This window comes from Paenibacillus sp. Y280 (genome assembly GCF_056786335.1).
The window spans coordinates 63269-80907 of the sequence record NZ_JBXCIW010000014.1 but is presented as its reverse complement, the minus strand read 5'-3'; the positions used below and the strand labels follow the sequence as shown (position 1 = coordinate 80907).

Genomic DNA, 17639 nt, shown 5'->3' with positions numbered 1-17639 from the left:
TTATTTGTCGGTATGTACACATGAAAAATTTAGGTTATTCCCCTTTTTTGTTCCTAATAACAAACAAAAAAGCTATCCACGAGTAGTCTAACTACTTTGTGGATAGCTTTTGGTACATTTATAATATAAGCTTATATTCCGCTTTGAACGCCGGCGTCTGCTTTAAGCTTCTCTGCTTTGTCAACGCGTTCCCAAGGAAGATCAACATCCGTACGGCCGAAGTGACCATATGCAGCTGTTTGTCTGTAGATTGGACGACGAAGATCAAGCATTTTGATAATGCCAGCTGGACGAAGGTCAAAGTTGCTATTGATAAGGTCAACGAGCTTATCTTCGCCGATTTTGCCTGTTCCATAAGTATCTACGTTGATCGATACAGGTTGTGCAACACCAATCGCATAAGCCAATTGGATTTCGCATTTGTCAGCAAGTCCTGCAGCAACGATGTTCTTAGCTACATAACGAGCCGCATAAGCTGCTGAGCGGTCAACTTTTGTAGGATCCTTGCCGGAGAATGCGCCGCCGCCATGACGAGCGTAGCCGCCATACGTATCAACGATAATTTTGCGGCCAGTCAAGCCTGCATCGCCTTGAGGTCCGCCGATTACGAAACGGCCTGTTGGGTTAATAAAGTATTTTGTATCCGCATCAAGCCATTCAACAGGGACAACTGGTTTAATGACATGCTCAAGAATATCCTGTTGGATTTGCTCTAGCGTAATTTCTTCCGCATGCTGAGTAGAAACGACAATCGTGTCTACGCGTACTGGTTTGCCGTCTGCGTATTCGATTGTAACCTGCGTTTTTCCATCTGGACGAAGGTATGCAAGCGTTTCGTTCTTACGAACTTCAGACAAGCGGCGTGCAATGCGGTGTGACAAAGCGATTGGAAGCGGCATAAGCTCAGGTGTTTCATTCGTAGCAAAACCGAACATAAGACCTTGATCGCCTGCGCCGATATCTTCGTTCTCTTGCTTCATATCCTTGCCATCACGAGTCTCAAGCGCTGCGTTAACGCCTTGTGCAATATCAGCCGACTGCTCATTAAGCGATGTCAAAACCGCACATGTGCTGGAGTCAAAGCCGTATTTGGCACGTGTATAGCCAATTTCCTTAATTGTGCGGCGTGCGATTGCTGAAATATCAACATAATCCGCACGACTGCTGATTTCACCAATTACCAAAACAAGACCTGTAGCGACAGAAACCTCACAAGCGACACGCGCGAATGGGTCTGCCTCAAGGAATGCATCTAAGACAGCATCGGATATTTGATCACAGATCTTATCCGGATGGCCTTCAGTTACTGATTCCGATGTGAACAAATGGCGTCCTTTAACCGACATCCATATCAACCTCCTATAACCTTAATATGAAATAAGTGCGAACATTCTACACAAAAAATGAACCTTTTCCCGGAGGAAAAGGTTGTTTAACAACTCTTCTAAGACAGTATGATACCGAAAATGTCGCTTTGTGTCAATGGAAGTCGAGATTTCCAGTATTTGCTAGTATCCACCAAGCACAGATTCTGCTTTTGCAATCAACCTTCTTGTAATCTCTCCACCTACTGAACCAGCTTGTCGTGTGGAAAGTGATGACCAATGCACGCTTTGTCCAGAGCCAGAGGAAGCTCCAAGCTCACCCGCAAATTCAGTATCTGCGCCAGTGCCTGCATAGGCTCCGGACGTTAACCCAAATTCTGCTGCGATTTCATATTTCAATTGATTAAGCGCTGCTTTACTTTGTTGCACTACCACTTTATTCGAACGACTCATGAAATGACACCTCCAAATGAATGTAGAACACATATGTATTGTGTATCAAGCCATCATTTTCGAAGCGTATAATCTATTGTCAGTACGGGTAAAATGTAGAGCATCTATCCATATTATTGCAAAGTGTAGCTGCCTTTAACCAAAACCGTAAGACCGTTCTTCTGATTGGGATCAGGTAGAATGCCGCGGCCTGCACGTGGGAATAACAACAAGTGGTTTGTAGGGACAGCTTGTCCCTTAGTCAAATCAGTCCCGCCCGTAAGATCAGCAATACCGCTGGCATCAGAGCTGTATGCAATTGCTTTCCCTACGCGCACAATGACCTCAGCGCCTTGTCCTGCCATTAAAGTCTTGCCTGCGGGTATCGATACGACTTCCAATGCTGAGTCTGTTGATGGTGTCGTACCGCCGCCTACAGAGCCTCCGCCCAATTTCGCCAACTGCTCGTCCACATAGCTTTTGGTGACTACTGGATCCTCTACAGAGCCTGGCGAAGTGCTAATTCCATCAGCTTCGATGGCATTAGAATTCATCATTCCAATTGCCAGTCCTGTTGATACTAATACAGCTCCAATAGCAAGCCTTACTATCATTTTTTTCAACTTATGAAACCTCCTAGCAAAAAAATCGGATATCTCTTTACGATACCCGATTTTCGCCTCTTAAACTAGTAAAATTATTACATTACTTCACTGCTGGATCAGCCCAGTTTAAATTAGGAGACCATCTAATTTGTTTGGTAACAAGCCGTGTTTTAAATCCGTTCAACTCTTCATAAATACTTACATTAAATGTAGGTGAAATCAGCTTACTAGACATATTTTGAACAATATTTGTATAGTTGGTGCCGGTTTTCCATACATACTGACCCGATAATGCATCAATTTCAAAAGGTGCTTGCAGCATGACCAAGTTAGTCGATAAATCCTCCAATACAAAACTGAACTTTTTGTTTGTGAAACCATCATAGCTACTATCGCGTGTAACGGTACTGTTAAGATCCACATCAATTGTCGTATCATTTAAGAATGTAAGCAAATTATCAATATTAATGGTATAGGGACCAATTTTTAGATTACTGAAACTATTTGTTTCTTGCAGCGGCAATGGGAGAGCGTAACGAGCTGCATTAACATATCCTTTTACAGTAACGTCCGTTGCCTTTACTATACCCTCGTCATTATAGGCTAATCCCAATACGAGACTTGCGTTAGCAAAATCTACTTCCTTAGGAAGCTCTGCCGTAACAAGCACTTGCTCTTTTTTCGATGCGTTGATTAAATTGTTTGTTTTAATAATAGATACCGTATACTTATTTCCTGCTGTCGTTTCTAGATAACCAGCCAATCTCGAGGTAGCAACTGCAGTCTCTTGATTGTTAGTTACATCCAAATATGCTGCGTACAAATTATTCGTGGATCCTTCCAACACTTTAACTTCCGTAACCTTTGCAGTGAACTTCTGTCCAAACGTATCGATGATATTCTCTCCACCAATGGCAACGGTCTTATTCGTAAGAGGAGCAGGTGTATTCAATGAAGATAGCTCACGCTGCGTTTCGCCTTCCTTCTCGAATAGCTTAAGCTTCAAATCAGTCAGAGAAGTGCTGGTCGGCACTGTACCCGTGTAATAAATGGAAATGGAACCGCCTGCAGCCAAGGATACCTGTGAATCCGATAAAATAGCTTTTGTAGGTATTTCTGCATTATTTCCTAAATATAGAGCACCTGAAATCTTAGGGACGGGCGCTGTTTTAGTTCCAGCATTTTTAATTTCCATTTTGCTAATAATATTAACTTCATTCAACCAAGAATACCGTTCAATTGAACTTACTTTTACATTATAGGAGTAATCGCCGCTCACATAAGCGTAATTATTTGCTGTTGTTGCTGATGCTGCATTCAAACTCAAATGAAATTTCACCACAGGCAGCGTGATCGCAGTTGCTGCCTCACCAACGGACTGCGTAACGACCAGCTTTAAACCTGTACTTGAAATGGCCTTAGGCAGTGAAACGGATAGTTTTACATTTTCCAATATTTTCGAACGTAATATAATACCTTGTGCAGTATCAGTGGTCGTCTTAATCTGATACATTGCACCGTTCCCCGCTTGGAGATAGAAAGAAAGGTTCGACAAAGTCACTTCAAAATTTTCTGTATTTCTCATCGCCAATTCCACATTTACGACATTATTATCTGTACCTTTGGAAATTGTCGATTTATTGATTCTCATGTTGATGACCGCATTATTTATTTTGGAGCCTTTATAACCATTAACTTTTACGTCATTGGAGTACGCTGCTGGAAATGTAAACTTGCCTAATTGTTTTTCATAGCCGGCAACCGAGAAGTCAAATTTAATCACATTTAAAACAAGATTGCTCAATGAAACAGATGCTGGGACCTCACTGTAGAAAGTAAGTGTAACAGTCGACTTAGCAGGGACACTTTTTTTTGTCTTATCGCTTTCAATCAAATTTGCTACATACTTAGTACCGCTTGTTGATTTCAAACGAACCCAATAATCACGCAAATTAATCGGAGCGCTGCCGCCATTGTAGAACGTAATCGCAAAGCTTGCCATTCTTCCTTTGCTGCTCGGAATAATATCCGCATTTTCAAGCTTCACATAAGAGTTGTTCGTTATGTACACCGGTTTAAAGGTTGCAACAGCCGCCGCCGCATTACTGTTGGATGGCAAAGACGGCAGTAAAAGAGCCATTATCAACAATATGGCTAAAGCAAGCTGGCTCTTTAAAAATCTTCTTCTTGGTAAACTGTTCATAATTTTTGATCACTCCGTATCTTTTTTTATATAGACGTATAAAGCATGCAATAGGTTTCGTTTTCTCAAAAACTATTTATTGTTCCCTCCCATCACTTCACTTTATCTCTCATTTATTATAACAAGAATATATGAATGATGTATGAACACAAAAAAAAGAATCCGGTGAGTTTCCTCACCGGATTCCTTCATTTTGTGTAGATTAGTTTTTGTAAAGCACGATTGCTTTAGCAAGTGTGAACGTGCCATAGCTTGAATCGCCAACTACAGCAATGTCATACCTGGATGTAGCTTCGCCATTAAATGCTGTTACATCAGCGAAGATTCCATCAGTAGTCAATGTGTCGGATGCTTTGTCGTACACATAAATTGCAGTAGAGCTGTTTACATAGTATTGAGCGCTGCCTGTCAATGTAAGTGTACCATCATTCAGGTTAGCTGCAGTGATATCTTTGCCAGTTGCATAAACAACCAATGTGTCATATGCAGTGCTAGCTTCTTTCAACTCTTGAGAAGCACCTGCTGGATCAACAGTATCTTTCAATGCTACAAGCGTTTTAGTGCCTGATTTGTAAGTCGAGTTATTAGTTGTTTGGTTAAGATCAGCAACAATTTTGTCATAGATCTTTTTACCTTCAGTACCAGTTAGAGCAAATGTCTCATTAGTACCTTTGATGTTAAGCGTTACGGAGTAGTCGTCGCCGTTCGAGCTAGCTTTTACGAACAAACCGTATTTAGCTTCTTTAGCGTCTTTAGCCGATTTTTCAGTGATAACTACATATTTAGCAAATGTAGTACCTTCAGTAATAAGCGTTACTTTATTACCTGCGGAAAGGTTAGCAAGGCTGCTTACAGAGATCGAACGATCGCCACCATCTGTTGCGAAAGCTTTAGTACCATCAAGAACGATAGTATTCTCGTTAATATCGTAAACAGTTGAGCTGCCGCCAGTTGTTACTTTAAGTGTTTTGTCGGTTTTCTCAGAAACAGTAGTTAGTTTCGTCAAATCGCGAAGCTCGTTGACACCGTTGATGCTGTTATCGGATTTTTTCAAGTTCCAGATAACGACTTTAGCTACAGTGTTGTCGAATGCAGCATCGCCAGCATCACGATTTTCACCCAACTTAACTGTGTTTGCTTCCCAAGTTGCGTTATTAAGCTCTGCATTTTTAGTAGCATTTTCTTTAATGGAGTAGTACTTAAATACGTCTTTTGTATCCGCAAATGCATCGGATCCTTTAGCATTGTTTGCTACTTGAAGAAGAACGCCGTATTTAGCATCCGCACTTCCACCGCTCACTAGCTCAGCGCCAGCAATTTTGCCGTCTTTGTTCAAGAACAGTTTGTAAGATGCGTCTTTAGCCAATTCATTTGCACCAGTAAGAATGCCAGAGATTGGAGTGTAAGTTTTGCCATCTACAGTGTAAATTACTGTTTTATCAGCATCTACAGATTTGCTAGCAATTTTACCTTCAACAACTGTGCGAGTTGCAGTGATTTTAACTGCTACTTTATCTTTGTTGTTAACAATGTCAAGAACATCGTTTTTAACAAGATCAGTTACAGCTTTCGCTTCGCCATTGATTGTAACCGAAGTAGTAGCACCAACAGTTACAGTGCTGCTATTAGTAACAATGCGTGCTTTAGTAGTACCAGTTGCTGCAATGTAAGAATCAAACAGTGCATTAGCAGAATTTACTTTTGTAAATGTAACTGCACGAACTTTACCAGCATTTGCATGGTTTTTGTCAAACAGGAACACATTTACTTCAGTGTCTTTAGCAACTGGGAAATCACCAGCTACAGTTGAATCGCTGTTTACATAGTAAGCAGAGTTTGTTACTGTGTCGTACTTGCTTACAGAAGAACCGATTTTAACTTCAACTTGTGGTGCATTGTTGAATGCAACGTTAAGTTTACCGGAAATTACATCTTCAGCAGCTTGGTTATCCGTAATAGCGCGGATTTTACCGTCTGTATCTGTAAGTACAGTCAAGTTGTGAGCAAGAAGGTCAGACAAAGTTTTGCCGCCAGTAACGATGAATTTTGAAGACAATGCTTTTGGAACATTGTTCAATACGATACGGCCGCTTGAATCAAGAACGGAAGAGTTCAATACTTGCTCCGAAGTTGTTCCAAGACGTGAGATCAGCAATTTGCCAGTGTTTTGGTACAATTGAGCGTCAGCTTTCCACTCAACTAGATCTGCGCTAAGTGCATTGCTTACTAGTTGTGCAACTACACCACGTGTAGTAACAGTTCCTTGTGCAAGCGTTGTTTTGCTAAACAGGTTAAGCGATTCAGCTTTCAACAAAACATTGTATGGCCATACGCCAGTCAAGTTTTTGTCTTGGTAGCCAAGAGCACGAACAACGATAGCTGTTACTTCTTCAAACTTGATGTTGTCGCTAGGACGGAATTTACCAGTTCCTTTGTCGCCAAGCAAGAAGCCTTTACCAGCAGCTACGTTTATGTAGCCAGTGTACCATTCGTTTGTTTTAACATCTTTAAATTGCGATTTAACGTTTTGAAGTGCTTTAGCAGCAGATTCGCTACCAGTAGCAGCAACGATTACTTTCGCCAATTCTGCGCGAGTAATGTTGTTTTCTGGTTTGAAAGTACCATCTGCGTAACCTTGAAGGATATCAAGAGCAGTAAGCTCTTCGATTGCGGATTGGTTTGGTTTACCTACCACATCGGATGGTGATGTTGCTGCAAAAGCTGTAAGAGATGTTGGAAGTACTAACGCTGCCGATAGTACAAATGCTGCTATTTTTTTCTTCATAACCTTTATTTCTCCTCCTCTAAATACATGCGGTTGTTGAGAGTTTTGTTTAAATAGTGAATTGCTCTTTTCCCTCATAGCTGATTCACCCCCTTTCCAGAGTTGAGCATAGATTTGATATAAATGATGTCCACGATCATGATAAACCCATTTGTAAAATCATGTCGTAGAAACTTGTAAAAAAGGCTAGAAAATTGCTAGAGTAGCGGCACCACTATAACATTATACAATGGGCAACTCATACCGTAAAGAGGAAGTTGAGAATTCATTCCAAATGGCTGCCAGCAAGAGTAGGTCTAGCGCATCAAATCATGCGTTCGTTTCGACTTCATGTATTTAAACGCATGTGAGTGTGAAAAGTTGCGATGTTCTGAAAAAAACTTTTAATTTTTTTTCATTCGCGTTTTTCTCACCTTATGTATTCGCCTGCGCGTACTCTGTTTAGTACTTTGCTAGTATAGCTTGTTTTCATAGAGCTCGTCGATGCAAAACATTTTCCATGGATAATGTTTCACTTTATTTATTGACACAAAAACAGACCGACTCAACTGCCGGTCTGTTTTTGCTGCTTATTTGCTATAAATCTTAGGTAATTTCTTCAGATCAGTCATCACTCTAGCCATTATTATGGCTGCATCGCTGCGCAACAGCTTTGCTCTTGGTTCAAACACAGATCCAGACTTTGGATTATTAGAATCAGTTAATGAACCTTGGATAAAGCCTTTTTTCTGAATGGCCAAAACGGAAGGTATCGAATAATAGTCAAAGCTTCCGGAGTCCTTGAATTCCTTATCAAGTGCCGACTTTGCTTTTTTCGCGTCCGTCTCCATCTTCAGGTTCAATGCTCTTGCCAGAACAACGGATGCGTCTTGGCGAGAAAGCTCTACATCTTCATCGAAGAAGCCTGGTCTTGTGCCTCGAACAAAGCCTGCACGTGCTGCCGTCTCAATAAAACGATAGTCATAAATGGCATTTGCGTTATTAGCGTTAGTAATCGTCTCTGGGAAATAAGAGAAATGCATCGCTCCACCGTAGTTCATTGGAATGTCTAGCATACGAATGATCATGCGCGTGAATTCACCGCGAGTTACGTAACGATCAGCTCCAAAGAAGCCAATAGGATCAATTGCGTTCATAACGCCCTTCGAATAGATAGCTTCCATAGCTTCTCGTGCATAAGGGTGGTCGTTAATGTCGTTATAACCGCGTGTAAGCTTAACGGCAACATAATAACCGAATTTTGTAAACGGCACAGTCACCGTATGTTTCTTATCATCTACGACACCGCCAATATTTTCCCATGTGCTATTGTAAGGATCAAAGCGGAATACCGTGATTGTCGTTCCCGCGCTTAGCGATACATTATTGTCATAGGCTAACGTAAGCTTGCCTGGCGCGGTTGGAGCAAGCTCAAGTCCAAATTTATTCCACCGTTTGGCAAAGCTATCGGTTGGCTTGCCAACTACGTTCGGAAACGGGAACGGATCTGTTCCTGTCGTCACGGGATCAAACGCCAGAGACGTTGGATCTGGATTATCTGCTTGCCCGCCATCTATCCAGTATAACGGACTTGCCTTTATGAATTGCCTAGCTTGATCTAGGAATCGAAACCCAATATGCAGGTTGCCTTCTGCCAAGCTATTTGCCGAATAGTTTGGCGGCTGGCTTTCAAATTCATGACGATCGACAATGCCGTCATTAGGGTTTGCGATAGCAAACAAAATATTGTTGCCGCTATATACTTGTCCTGAAAAATCCGTAGAAGAATTATAAGAAGGACGAACCAGCTTGCTGTTCTTCGCGAATGCTAGGACAAGCTTGCCGTCAAATACCTTATGCGAATTTTGCATCGTTTGCAAATATTGAGCGCCAGGAATATTTGCCGGCTGGTACACCATTTTAAAGGAGTCGTTAATTTTATCCTTGCCCCGCGTAATGGTAAATTTAATGTCATTTTCCTTATTCGGCTTGAGATCCTTAACCAACACGCTGAATGCATCTAAAATTAACGGCGTGCTCTGATTGTAATCTATGAATTTCACTTTCTTGGCAGCCTCTTTACCAACTGTTAGTGTGTCAGCGCCAGGTGACGAAATGATTACTTCGACAAAATTTTGGTTAGTCGTGCGTTTCTCAACTAGCGGCGCCAAGATCGAGAAAGGAATCGATGTCGCATCAATCTCCATTCGGTAGGCTGCCCGCGGGCCTGCCTCTCCGCTATTGAAGACGGTCATCACATAGACCTGGGAGCTGCCGTCTTCCGGCATCTTTTGCCTAGCGATATTAAAGTAGAAATATTGTTTCTCTACATCATAATAGAAATCAATTTGAGCATCTGGCGTCGAGACAACTTTTCCGGAATTGATTGGAGCTGCTCCGGTTAGTGGCACGCCCTTCTTTGTAGCTGTAAACTCCTTCGTAAGATCCCATTTGATATCGTTGCTCCAGTTGGGTGATGAGATGCGGACAATATATTGGTCTTTGCTATTTCCCAAATTATCATGACCTGCCGCATACGCGGCTTCGCCGCCAAGATCAACAAAATCAAATGTACCATGGATCTTTAACTGAGCTTCTTTTGTCGTATAGATGCTGCCCTGTTTCGGGAAATTAGCATCGTTGGGAACCGGCTGCGACAGATTTGCGCTGTACGGGTAGACGCCGTCTGTATTAGGAGCCGGGATAACCGGCAAATTCGTAGGTACAACGCTAAACTTAAACGTGTTTTCATAGTTGTTCTTTGCGGTACGGAAAACGAATTTTACCGTGTTCTCTCCCGCTTTGTTGAGTATGCTGAATATGGAAGCGGCAGCGGTAGCGGCAGCTCCTTTTGGCTTAAACGTTGTATTTGTTGTGTTTTTTTCCAAAGGAATTTCGACGTTATTAATGTAAAGGAATACCGTTTGTCCGGGATTATCATAATCGACTTCTGACTCATTGGCTACATTAAATAATTGGCCGTTAAAAAGACCAAGTCTATTTAATAAAATTAATGGATCTGTCTCTCTTACCGAATCGTAATCGACCTTCATCCCTGCAACAAGCGTGTTGAATTTCACATAAGGTCCGTACAATAATTTTGCTATGATTGTTTTCACTTCAGTTGAGCCATTTGTGGACGGATTCAATGTAAAAGTAATTGGATTTGTACCCGATGTTGGCAGCTTATTGATCTCAACGAATAAGCGCAAAAACGGTTTCAATTGATTATTAACGGTGCGATAAACAATCTCGGTATGATTGATCTGCGTGAAGCCTGAATCTGCATCCGCTTGAAGCATGCCGTTAATTTTCAGCAGATTCGTGAGGCTATTATCAAGACTCGTATAGTTGCCGATCAAAACCTCTACACCCATTGGCATGGAATACACATTTACGCCATCGCTTGGAATGTCTGTCCCTTGCAAGCCTTGAAGGCGGCCAGCGTTAGGAGAAGGCGTATTCATGGATTGATCATAGCCTGATAAATAATTGATATCATGAATATAAGAAATGTTGCTGTTGCGTATGACAAAAGGAATCGCATCCGAGCTTTGGAATACTAATCCGTTAGGCGCAACCAATCGAAGCTGATTAGATTCGTCAAATGTAAGTGCAGGCAAATTAAATTTATAGGAAACCGTTATAAATTTAGTTGTGCTGTCTATTACTGCAGGTGTGAATGTTACGGAACTCGTAATCACAGAGATTGGGACTGGGGCTAATGAACCCTTCTTCAGCTGTAAGCTTAATAATGCTGCTAGATTATTTTGAGTAACAGCAATCGGTGCTGAAGGGTTAGTACTATTCGTTAGATCATGCAATGGAAGAGGCAAGATTACATTACCCGATACTTGAAGAGCGTTTGCAGCGACTGATGATGTCGAAAAGTTCATATTCGGTTCCAAAACAGCCGTTTGAGTAACATCTGGCGCTGCCACAGGCGCTGACATCTTCAAATCGTAAAAAGTGACTTCCCCGTTGTAGAAAGCTACCTCGCGCGTTGTCTCCACGATTTGCCCGTTATTGTGCACCTTCAGCACAATCGTATTGATCCCCTTCTCAATGCTAAGCAAGGAGGTGCTGAACCTGCTGTCGCTAGTTGAGTTCGAAACATTAAAATCATAGCTTCTGCCGTTTATAACGACTGAAATCTTCTGAGCATTTGGCGCTTTACCCGAAATAACAATTTCTCCGTTTTGCTGTACGACAGGAGCTGTTGAGTACAGCATCGTCGGCTGATTTTCCGGCATAACATAGTCCTTATTCTCAAAAGTAGCCTTTAGATCAAATAGCATTGGACTATTGCGATATTCAATATAAATGGATTCGCTGACTGTTGAGGTGCCGGCTATCCCTTTAAACGTGATTTTGTTCAGACCAGGGAAAAGTGTAAGGTTAGCTATTACAATGCTGTTATCGCCGGCTGATGTGGAAATACCCGTAGTGATCTCCTCAGTCGTATTCACTTCCCTTTCTATGGAGCCGTTCAATGTAATTTGTTTTACATTATAACTAATTGAATTTCCGACTACTCCGTTAATTTTCCCCTCAAGTCTTACCGATTGGCTGGATACAATACGAGCGCTTCCTGCAGATGCATTTTCATTTGAAAATAAGAAATATGAGCCTGCGGCCGAAGCTGGGTGTGAATTGCTGAACGGCGGCAACAATGTAATCAACAATGCCAGCGTGAGCGCCAATGAAAGTAATCTTTTCAAAACAATGTTCCTCCTTTATGTATATGACAAGCATGAGTATTAGAATATGAGATGGACTGGCGACTGTACAGCAAGCTTCCGAATAAACCTTCCTCCCTTTTCCTCTTATAGTCAGCTTTCAATCATTGCAGTTAGACACGCTGACTGCAGAAAAGTTCTGTATTGTTGTTATCGGTTTTTGGCTGCCATATTTTTAGTGAAAGGAGCAATTTAACACAAAAAAAAGAGCTCTGAATCCCTCGCGGGAATCAAAGCTCTTGTTTATTTCGAACGGGATTCGGCGTCAACCTTGAGCCTAAGCCTCATTCGGTTTAAGAAGTTAATTAGCGGCCTGCGCGTTTTATCTACGATCCCCGTTACCTCTGCGCCGATTTGCAGGAAGAACATCAGCAAGCAAATGACGGCGAATGTGATCCAGTTCGCAGCGCTCGATTGCACGACTGCTGATTGCACGATAGCTAGTGCACCGAATATTGCAGCCACACCCCAAATGATCAATACCGTACGGCGATGGCTAAAGCCGAGGTCGCGCAGCCTGTGATGCAAATGGCCTTTGTCCGGCGCAAAAATCGGCCGCTTGTTCACCCACCGGCGAACGATGGCGAAGAAGGTATCCGAAAGCGGTACGCCGATAATTAGCAGCGGCGTTACGAATGATACGATCGTTACTTGCTTGAATCCAAGCATTGAAAGCGTTGCTAGGCTAAAGCCGAGAAACAGCGACCCCGAGTCGCCCATAAATATTTTTGCGGGATGAAAGTTGAATACGAGAAACCCTACGATTCCTCCAAGCAGCAGCGTGCTTAGCAGGATAACCGGTTGAAAGCCCATCAGAGATGCCATCACAACGATCGTTGCGATCGCAATGCCGGATACGCCTGCAGCGAGCCCGTCCAAACCGTCGATCAAGTTAATCGCATTCGTTACGCCAACGATCCATAGAATCGTAAGCGGAATGCTGATCCAGCCGGCAACCGGCTGCATCGATTCGCCGAACGGAATGTTCAGCAGGTCGATCTTTACATCAAAGCCGAATACGACAACGCATGCCGCTGCGATTTGGCCTAGAAGCTTAACTTTCGCCGAAAGCTCGAAGCGGTCATCGAAGGCTCCTAAAATAATGATCATCGTACCGCCGACCAGCAGCGCATTGATCATGTTTGAATCTTGAGGACGGAGCAAGCCGTCTGGAATAAATGGCGACAGAATAAAAAATGCGCCCACAAATGCAATATAAATAGCTAGACCGCCAAGACGCGGCATAATGCGCGTATGTACCTTGCGGTGGTTTGGTTTGTCTATTGCGCCTACTTTGAATGCGAATTTCTTAACAAGCGGCGTCATCGCAATGGCAAGTACTAAAGCGATTATGAACCCAATTGAATACAGCAAGCCAACAGGCATGTGTGCAACTCCCCTTTTTTCTCTACCGAAGTGAATTATACTCCGATTGAAAAAGAAACTCCAACTCCGTTTTTAACCAATTTTCATGGTTTTAACGAGATTTTCACGGTGTAGGCCTAGGTTTTGTTACGTTTTCTTTGTCGCGAAGCACTTTCACTACGAATTTCGGCAAAACAAGCATTCTTTTGTATCTTTTTGGCTCTTGAAGCAAGCGATAAAACCATTCCAAACGAAACTTTTGGAAAAGAATAGGAGCTCGTTTCAACTTGCCCGATACAACGTCAAAGCTTCCGCCGACGCCCATAATAAGAGGCACGTCTAATCTTTTCTTAAATTTAACAATCCATGGCTCTTGCGTATCCGCCCCGCGAGCAACGAACAACAAGTCCGGCGCTGCCTCGCGAATCGCTTCAACCACTTCCTCGTCCTGATCAGGTCCAAAAAATCCGTTCCGATAGCCAACGATTCGCACCTGCGGATACTGCAACTGCAGCTTCTCGGCCGCCGCTTCGATAACCTCCTGCGAGGTTCCGAGCAGATAGGCCTTCCATTTGCGCGATTCTCCCTGCTGGAAGAGGCGGTGCATCAGATCAAATCCCGTTACACGCTCAGCTACCGGATTGCCTACATGCTTAGCAGCCCATACGACACCTGCGCCGTCAGGAACAATGAGATCCGCGCGGCGGATCATCGCACTGTAATTCGAATCCTCGACCGCAGACATGATCATGATCGGATTAGCAGTAATGACGTGTGTTACGCGTCTCTTTTCAATAGCTTCTGTTAAATAATTAACCGTCTCATCCATGCTGGCCTTAGAGAACGGAATGCCGTATATCGGCACTGTCGGTATTTGTTTCGACAAGAGGAGCTCACCTCGATATGATATGACGCAATAAATGTACGATTTGTTGCGCCGGTTTTTGCGATTGTTGTTTTAACAGGTCGATTGCAGGCTTGTGCTTCGCTTGCCAGCCAGCTTTGTCCTCCAGCAGCGAGCACGCCGCGTCTGCAAATGCTTCGGCATCGAGCGCCTCCGTCGTGCCGATCGCACTTAGCCCTAATCGATTCAGGAACTGATCGATTTTGGGGTCGTAGGAGAGGCCAAGCATGGGAACCATTTGGCCTGCTGCATAGATGAGCGCATGGAGGCGCATGCCGAACAAAGCGTCGCACCGGCTGACCGCCAGCAGCATTTGCTGGGGGTCGTCGCCGGGCGCGGCCAGCTCGGCGGTGGAGCCGGAGCCGAGCCTGCCGCGCAGCCGTTCCATCACCTGCTCCGACGCCTGCGTGTCGGAGGGGGTGTGGAACGGCAGAAAGCGCAGCCGCACAGGCATGCGCTTCGAGAGCGCGACTAGCGCTTCGGCGGCGCGGGCGAGATCGCCGCCGTCGCTGCGCCAATGGCGCAGCGATACGCCGATAATCGGCGGCTCATTCGCGCTTAGCGAGTCTGCGGCTTGTCCAGCCGGCAAACTGCGCTGAGCTTCTTCATGCGCTTCTGCCGGGAGCGGCAAGCCCATAACCGGATCGGGAACGACATCGATCCGCTCTGCCGGTACGCCAATCCGCCCAAGCAATGCAGCGGATTCAGCATCGCGCACCGATACGTATGCGCTGCGCTTCATCACGCTGCGGATAAGCGGGTCCATCCAGCGGCGGTTCACAGGACCAATGCCCTGCGAATATGCAAAGGTTGGCTTGCCTAGCATCTGCGCCAGCTTCATGACTCCCGTATAATAAGGAATCGTCTTCGCGCTTGTTGCGTCCTGCAGGAGGCTGCCGCCTCCGCTTATCAAGCCGTCGCTGCCTCGAAGCGCCTTCCACAAATCCGCAGGATGCATCCGCCTAACGGATTCAACCCCGTACATTTGGCTTGTCCAAGCCGGATCGGCCGACAAGACGATCGGCACGATCTGAACGCCCTGCGCCTCTCCTTCTTCCTCCAATGCAAGCAATATCGATCTGAGCACCGCTTCGTCACCGCTATTGCGAAAGCCATAATAGCCCGATATTACTATTCGACGAATTTGCGAACGATTGCCGGTGCCCATTTACGTATTGCTCCTTCCACTACCTGCCATGCCACGATCAAAATACAGCCTATAATTGCGCCTGCACCCAATCCGAGCAGCACTCGAATGATTGAAATGTAAAGCGGCGTATGAAGATGCGCAAACGTATCAACCATCGACAGCTGTCCTATCGAGCCGATGATGATAAACAGCCATGCTGCTCGGTATCGAAGCGATAAGAAAAGCCCCAGCAGAAATAGCGGATGCGCGAGCAAAAACTCCTTGAAGCGCGGCCGAACGCCAAATGTCGATTCCAAAAAGCGGCGGATAACCAGCTCAATCGAGGATACTTGACCGCTGTTGCCTGTACGAGACAGGTAGTAGTAGCCAATGATTCCGATCACTGCCGCCAAAATAATCCAAGTAAGCGTGATTGGCTTGGAAAGCAATGCTTTCAATCTGCCCATTGTGATCTGACTGTTGTAAAGGAACACATAAATGGCAACCAACGCAATTGGAGCCAAATGAAGCAAGCCTACTCCGCGGAATTGCTCCAGCTTCAAATAATACGTGATGTTGTTCAACAATCCGAATACAATCGGTACTGCCATAAGCGAGATCAACGTCGCTACGATAAACCAATTCAACGCGAGTCCAAAGCGTCTTCCGATGGACAATGCCGGGAAAAGCCATTTCATGCGGTTTCCATTCTCATATACAGCACCTGGCTGATGCGGGACCTGTCCTTGCTGACTGCGGCCCACGGACCAATCTGTTCCGCCAATGACTCGCCGTTCGCCAACCGTACGAGAATAGATCCGATTCATAACCCACACAAGCGCGAGCGTAGGCGCCGCGATTGCCGCACCTAGAGCAAGCCCCTGCTCCATAATCGAGCTGTTAAGCTTGTACAAGCCTGCGCTTCCGACAAGTCCGATAGCAAAGACCGGAATGTAAACGCCGGGTACAAACGCGCCAACGAGCAATGCTATAAGAGCGACAGCTCCTAAGGCAACGACCGCACGAACCGGTTTATTCCATGAAGGCTGCTCATAATCGAACGGCTTCGGCGTGCCTGGCGTAAAGCCTTCCTTCGCAAGCTTCGAGACAACGCCATCTTCTTCGCTCATCGCTTCGGCCAGCCTGTCCAAAGAATGAACAACCTTAGCTTTCTCGGTACTCGACTCTACCAATCCGTTGATGAAAAACATCCGGATATTGCGGTCCTTAGCCGCCAAAAGAAAACGATCGGAAATAGCGCTTGTTGTCATGGTCATCCCATCTTGATCCGACAAGGAATATAACCTTACTGCATTATAGTTTGTAATATATGCTAATTTATTTATGCCTTCTTGCGGTTTTTTTAAATTTTCGATCACTGCGACACCCATATCGTACTTATTCAGCAGCTCACCGAATTTATCCAGGCTATTGTCCATCGCTTGATCTGATGCGCCCTTCACAGAATCGCCATCAAATAACACGCGATTAATGCCGTAGCTCTTTAATTTTGCAAGAAGCGCATCTGTTGCTGATTGATCGTATGGCTTAACGCGGTCAGATAAGCGCGGCAGTATGCCAAGACCTGCGTCATGAATCGTTTGCAGCGACATCGGGTCAAAAGCCAATGTTTTCATAACCGCATCCGCGATTGGAATTTCGACAACCATACCGTTGCGGCCGCCGAATGACCAGTCGCTGTACGGAGCCTCCTCACGATCAAACACCTCGCGTAAAACCGGTCCTATCATCTCTTCTTCTTTGGAACCATTAAATAAAATATAAGTAAAATTTTGGCCGGAAGCTTCGAACTTGCCTTGCAGCATCGCTGCATCCCTGGAGCTGTAATAAGTTAACCTGCCCGATAACTGCAGTTCCTTAAGCGAGCTCTCATAGACGGCCATCGTCGTAATGCCGGATTCCTTCAGCATCGCCAGCTTCTCTGTCAAGAAAGATTGCGGCCTAGCCTGCTTTTCCGCGACCTCTATAATATCGCGATAATCAAATACATATTCCACTTGCTTTGATGATTTTTCCGTTTCCAAACGAACGGCGCCGAGCGGCATTGCTGCCGCCACCCCGATTATTGCAATGACCCATAGTACAAACCTTGCTCGCCGATTCCATTGCTGCCAACGTAAAAACACGTAATTCCTCCGTTCTAAACAGGCTG

The 17639-nt window shown here is 44.6% G+C and carries 10 protein-coding genes; all 10 read right to left on the bottom strand.

Annotation, left to right across the window (positions count from 1 at the left end; translation table 11 throughout):
* Nucleotides 1-131: 131 nt before the first annotated feature.
* The 10 genes from metK to AC1TPC_RS18110 all read right to left on the bottom strand — a co-directional run bounded on the left by metK (nucleotide 132) and on the right by AC1TPC_RS18110 (nucleotide 17613).
* Nucleotides 132-1346, bottom strand: coding sequence for a methionine adenosyltransferase (metK, locus tag AC1TPC_RS18155; protein ID WP_482068209.1), 1215 nt, complete (start codon nucleotides 1344-1346; stop codon nucleotides 132-134).
* A 162-nt stretch (nucleotides 1347-1508) separates the two neighbouring features.
* Nucleotides 1509-1778, bottom strand: a complete 270-nt coding sequence (locus AC1TPC_RS18150; protein WP_482068208.1) for an alpha/beta-type small acid-soluble spore protein — start codon at nucleotides 1776-1778, stop codon at nucleotides 1509-1511.
* A 113-nt stretch (nucleotides 1779-1891) separates the two neighbouring features.
* Nucleotides 1892-2371, bottom strand: coding sequence for a hypothetical protein (locus AC1TPC_RS18145; protein WP_482068254.1), 480 nt, complete (start codon nucleotides 2369-2371; stop codon nucleotides 1892-1894).
* A 91-nt stretch (nucleotides 2372-2462) separates the two neighbouring features.
* The gene (locus AC1TPC_RS18140) at nucleotides 2463-4565 is read right to left on the bottom strand and encodes a hypothetical protein (protein WP_482068207.1); all 2103 of its coding nucleotides are present in this window, start codon (nucleotides 4563-4565) and stop codon (nucleotides 2463-2465) included.
* Nucleotides 4566-4767: 202 nt separating this feature from the next.
* The gene (locus AC1TPC_RS18135; RefSeq protein WP_482068206.1) at nucleotides 4768-7428 is read right to left on the bottom strand and encodes an S-layer homology domain-containing protein; all 2661 of its coding nucleotides are present in this window, start codon (nucleotides 7426-7428) and stop codon (nucleotides 4768-4770) included.
* 491 nt (nucleotides 7429-7919) lie between these two features.
* On the bottom strand, nucleotides 7920-12050 hold the full coding sequence (locus AC1TPC_RS18130; RefSeq protein ID WP_482068205.1) for an S-layer homology domain-containing protein: 4131 nt from the start codon (nucleotides 12048-12050) through the stop codon (nucleotides 7920-7922).
* Between the two features lie 261 nt (nucleotides 12051-12311).
* Nucleotides 12312-13454 carry a glycosyltransferase family 4 protein gene (locus tag AC1TPC_RS18125; protein ID WP_482068204.1) on the bottom strand — a complete coding sequence of 381 codons (1143 nt, stop codon included), beginning with the start codon at nucleotides 13452-13454 and terminating at the stop codon, nucleotides 12312-12314.
* Nucleotides 13455-13557: 103 nt separating this feature from the next.
* The gene (locus AC1TPC_RS18120) at nucleotides 13558-14262 is read right to left on the bottom strand and encodes a WecB/TagA/CpsF family glycosyltransferase (protein ID WP_482068253.1); all 705 of its coding nucleotides are present in this window, start codon (nucleotides 14260-14262) and stop codon (nucleotides 13558-13560) included.
* A gap of 64 nt (nucleotides 14263-14326) precedes the next feature.
* Nucleotides 14327-15505 (bottom strand): polysaccharide pyruvyl transferase CsaB, encoded by a 1179-nt coding sequence (gene csaB / locus AC1TPC_RS18115; protein WP_482068203.1) that lies wholly within the window; start codon nucleotides 15503-15505, stop codon nucleotides 14327-14329.
* Nucleotides 15469-17613: a DUF5693 family protein gene (locus tag AC1TPC_RS18110; protein WP_482068202.1), complete on the bottom strand. Its 2145-nt coding sequence runs from the start codon at nucleotides 17611-17613 to the stop codon at nucleotides 15469-15471. Before AC1TPC_RS18110 ends, csaB begins: the two co-directional genes overlap by 37 nt.
* Between the last annotated feature and the right edge of the window lie 26 nt (nucleotides 17614-17639).

Excerpts from the sequence above, each read along its gene's own strand:
- metK (WP_482068209.1), bottom strand. The coding sequence starts at position 1,346 with ATGTCGGTTAAAGGACGCCATTTGTTCACATCGGAATCAGTAACTGAA.
- AC1TPC_RS18145 (WP_482068254.1), bottom strand. The coding sequence starts at position 2,371 with ATGATAGTAAGGCTTGCTATTGGAGCTGTATTAGTATCAACAGGACTG.
- AC1TPC_RS18150 (WP_482068208.1), bottom strand. The coding sequence starts at position 1,778 with ATGAGTCGTTCGAATAAAGTGGTAGTGCAACAAAGTAAAGCAGCGCTT.
- AC1TPC_RS18120 (WP_482068253.1), bottom strand. The coding sequence starts at position 14,262 with ATGGATGAGACGGTTAATTATTTAACAGAAGCTATTGAAAAGAGACGC.
- AC1TPC_RS18125 (WP_482068204.1), bottom strand. The coding sequence starts at position 13,454 with ATGCCTGTTGGCTTGCTGTATTCAATTGGGTTCATAATCGCTTTAGTA.
- AC1TPC_RS18140 (WP_482068207.1), bottom strand. The coding sequence starts at position 4,565 with ATGAACAGTTTACCAAGAAGAAGATTTTTAAAGAGCCAGCTTGCTTTA.
- csaB (WP_482068203.1), bottom strand. The coding sequence starts at position 15,505 with ATGGGCACCGGCAATCGTTCGCAAATTCGTCGAATAGTAATATCGGGC.
- AC1TPC_RS18135 (WP_482068206.1), bottom strand. The coding sequence starts at position 7,428 with ATGAGGGAAAAGAGCAATTCACTATTTAAACAAAACTCTCAACAACCG.